The following is a 3,465-nucleotide window of genomic DNA, read 5'->3' as shown; positions in this document are numbered from 1 at the left end:
AATCTCTATGCCCGAATTAGTGCCGAGCAGAATTATTCGATGATGAATCTCTCTGATGCACTGCTAATTCGACTCAGACATGAAGGACATCAGATTACAATTGATAATCGAGAATCGGATAAAGCTGTCAAACTTTTACTAAAGTCAGCCAAAGACGAAATCAAACAAATTGAAGCCAAAGACATAGTAGCCGCCGCCGATTTAACTTACCCAGAAATTGCCCTGCTAGAATCCCAAGAATCCGTTTCACCAGAAGATGCACTAGCAATTAGAAAATATTATCTGAAAGATTTCTACTGCGTAGACGAGCTAACTATAGAACATGTACTTTGGGACAAAGAAGGCCGACGACGTGGGGAACTGCTCAACTTAGAAGCGCAACTTTATCCCGAATTAGGAGTTGACAGAACAGCCAAATCATTAGAGAAACAAGCTAATTGGAATCAAGCTGTTTGCCCGTGGGATATTTCTGGTACAGCACTGCGGCGATCTATGCGAGAAGCATTTGGATTAAACGACTTTTTAGATCCTTTTAAAGAATGGACTAAAGCTGACCTCAAACCCTATGCCGACAAGATTCGCCAATATGCCCCAGAAATATTCCACCATCTCAAACTCACCATTAGCGACAAAATGAGTGATGTTCAGGTTGTGCATCAAATGTTATCGCAGTTGGGAATTAAAGCGGCTTTTCGCTGGTCAAGGTTTGAGCCGGGCTTTGAAAGGCAAAAAATTAAAGTCTACCGACTGGATGCACAAATCTGGTCTAGCTTGATGTCCATATTAGCTAAACGTGCTGCACGACGCGAAAGGCTTCATGAACAAGGAGAATTGTCTGGATCATCTATGACTTTTAATACTCAAAATCAATTAGGAGATCCAAATCAACATCACGCCAAATCCCTTATAGAAACACTGATTGGACGTTTTGTTACAGTTTGGGGAGATGATGAACATTTCTTGGTACAGAGCCTGACATTAGATAGTAGGGTCAGATGCCAGAACTTGACCAATAATGCTGTGGTTTTATTGCCCCACTCTGTTCTGACACCAGTGGTTCAGGACTGAAATAACCAGATAATTTTTGAAATCATATTTGCACGCTTGATTTAAAAAGCAGTGTTAATTCGAGCATGACTCATTTCCAGCAATTAATGCAGTAACTGGCTATCAAATAAGCTGAAACGAACTGACTTTCAAGAAAATACTCGAAATATTTTTTCTCCCAAAATTTCATGTCGTCATGGGGGCTTACAAAGCTGATAGCAGCTAAACTTGGATTTCCATTAATTCTCAACCATTGTTTCGGCCCAATGAATCAAAACTCTATGCGGTGGTTGCTTCATCATGCATGGTCAGAGTCACGTGACATTGACCATGCATGATGAGAAGACGTTTTAGCAAGTTCAAGTTCTTCGCCCCTGACCGATTCCTGATGGGAGCATCCAAACTGGTGAGTTTATGGTGTTGTAATTCTGTTGCGTTTGTGTTTTAACAGTAACTGGACACCAAAGACACCCGATACCAACATCCCCGGTACAAAAGAAGGTTCAGGAACGCTAGTAGAGCCTTGGGAGACAAAGGTGGCTTTGAAATTAAGATCAGCATTAGGAGTATCCAGGCTCCATGAGCTACGGATTATGGAATCAAAGTCTGTAGCGCTAATTAAAAAGGCTTGCCCACCGGAGTAAGCGTCAAAGCCCTGACTCAGTGGGCTTTCGCCAACCCAAGCATCGTCAGCTAATCCATCCAAATCTTTTAAAGAGCTTAAAAAGGCTAAGTACTTCCCACCAGAAGCTAATTCGATTCCTCCTGTATTAAAAGTAAACTCCTGCATAGGGTAAAGAGAATTTTGCTTTTTAGTTGAGCGAGGTGTACTCTCAAATACAATAGAACCCGTTGGCGTGTTATTGCTTTCATCCCACTTGATCACAAAAGCGCGGAAATCCACAACATCTGGGTTAGATGATTGATCTGATAAAAAGAAACTAAACTCACTCAGTACATTATCGGTATCAGGTACAGTAAAAGTCTGTCCAATATTAAGAGGAATCCCGTTATTGAATGGGTTTCCTTCACCCAAAGGCCCGATATTACCATTAATTCCACATTCTGTGGAGCAAGTGTCGATGAATGTTACTGCCTGTGCTTTCCCCACTGTTCCCAGAGCTAGAAGTACTGCTCCCACCGTAGCTAGCGATAAATTGTTCATAGTATTATAAAAGTTACAATAAACACAGTAGCATTGCCTAAAAACTTAAATCAGCAAACCCGCTTATTGATTAGGAGCAGCCCGGCAACTTTTTCTCAACCCTTGTAGTTTCAATAGGAGTAGGGATTAAGAGAAGGATATCCGCCGAGGTTGAGCTTAAAGTCTTGTCTATTCCTCTAACTATTTGTTTTCAAAATCCTACAAAAATCGGCTATTGTGGCTACGCCGAATTACCTTTTCATATTACGGCTACGCCTTATATTTTTAGTGTGGCAGCTTCGCTGGTCTGATTATCCAAGCTAATGCTAAAAATCTGACTATTACAGCAGGAGCTGAATTATCGTTTCGCATTACAGCTACGCTGAACTATTATTTTGTGCGCCAGCTTCGCTGAATCAGAGAATTTTCATATAGCGGCTACGCCGTTTTTATCGACTCTATGGTGGCTACGCCGAACCAGAATTTACCGACTACTTGATTCTTTCCTATTCCGGCTACGCCGTTGCTATCCTCCCTTGTAAGTTGTAGGATGATCAGCAGCACGGCTACGCCTTTATACTCCTGCCTTCAGCCCCCTGCTGTGACCTCCGTATAGGCGTAGCAGTTGACACCTCATCCCCCCGTATTTGGGCTAGAAGCCAGCGATGCCTCAAAGCTTACGCTTTGTCTCGCTGCGCTCGAACGGCAGACTGGTTCAAGTGGGGAAACCCCCCTTGAAAAACCCCCCTCGCAATGTCCCGATTTTTCTCGAATTATGGCTAACCGCAAGCAGTCAAAAGCTCTAATCTGAAAGCATATTTTTCCAGTTCGCTTGAGTGACATCGAACTGGATATAATTCGGATTAAATCACTTGATGCGGGGATGTCAGCGAGTGAACTGATGAGACGTAATGGGTTGATGCGTCCATTACCCAAACGACTAAGTAAAATTAGCTTGCAAACATATTGGGAATTAGGACAAATCGGGAACAACCTCAATCAGCTTGTAAAGGCAACTAACACAGCGCTAAAAATTGGGCGAATACCAGCAAAACCCGAACTGTTACGAGAACTTTTATTCGTGTTGCATCAGTGCAGACGAGACATTGCAAGAGATGATATTCAAGACGAAGATTCGGAAGAGTCAGAGGATGATTGGGAAGCAGACTAAGGGTAGAGGTTGAGAGCAAGCTGTTGGATTATCTAGAATCACGCGAAGATGCTAAACTAATCGGCGGCAACATGAGCGGGAGAAATGCGAGAGAATTGGCGCG

The 3,465-nt window shown here is 42.8% G+C and carries 4 protein-coding genes; 2 read left to right on the top strand and 2 right to left on the bottom strand.

Annotated elements, in window-relative coordinates:
- A partial coding sequence (locus H6G97_RS48010) for a hypothetical protein (protein WP_206759179.1) occupies positions 1-1,068 on the top strand: 1,068 nt, incomplete at its 5' end.
- A 391-nt stretch (positions 1,069-1,459) separates the two neighbouring features.
- On the opposite strand, the gene H6G97_RS48005 is transcribed toward H6G97_RS48010, so the two are convergent.
- Positions 1,460-2,212 carry a hypothetical protein gene (locus H6G97_RS48005; RefSeq protein WP_190947369.1) on the bottom strand — a complete coding sequence of 251 codons (753 nt, stop codon included), beginning with the start codon at positions 2,210-2,212 and terminating at the stop codon, positions 1,460-1,462.
- Between the two features lie 417 nt (positions 2,213-2,629).
- Positions 2,630-2,755: a hypothetical protein gene (locus H6G97_RS55225; protein WP_277883468.1), complete on the bottom strand. Its 126-nt coding sequence runs from the start codon at positions 2,753-2,755 to the stop codon at positions 2,630-2,632.
- A 253-nt stretch (positions 2,756-3,008) separates the two neighbouring features.
- Here H6G97_RS55225 and H6G97_RS48000 point away from each other — a divergent pair, with 253 nt between their 5' ends.
- Positions 3,009-3,362 carry a plasmid mobilization protein gene (locus H6G97_RS48000; protein WP_422394288.1) on the top strand — a complete coding sequence of 118 codons (354 nt, stop codon included), beginning with the start codon at positions 3,009-3,011 and terminating at the stop codon, positions 3,360-3,362.
- Positions 3,363-3,465 lie beyond the last annotated feature (103 nt).

It is taken from the genome of Nostoc flagelliforme FACHB-838 (assembly GCF_014698065.1).
In the GTDB taxonomy this organism is placed as follows: Bacteria; Cyanobacteriota; Cyanobacteriia; order Cyanobacteriales; family Nostocaceae; genus Nostoc; species Nostoc flagelliforme_B.
The sequence above is the reverse complement of the archived record's forward strand: the minus strand, read 5'-3'. Positions and strand labels throughout refer to the sequence as shown.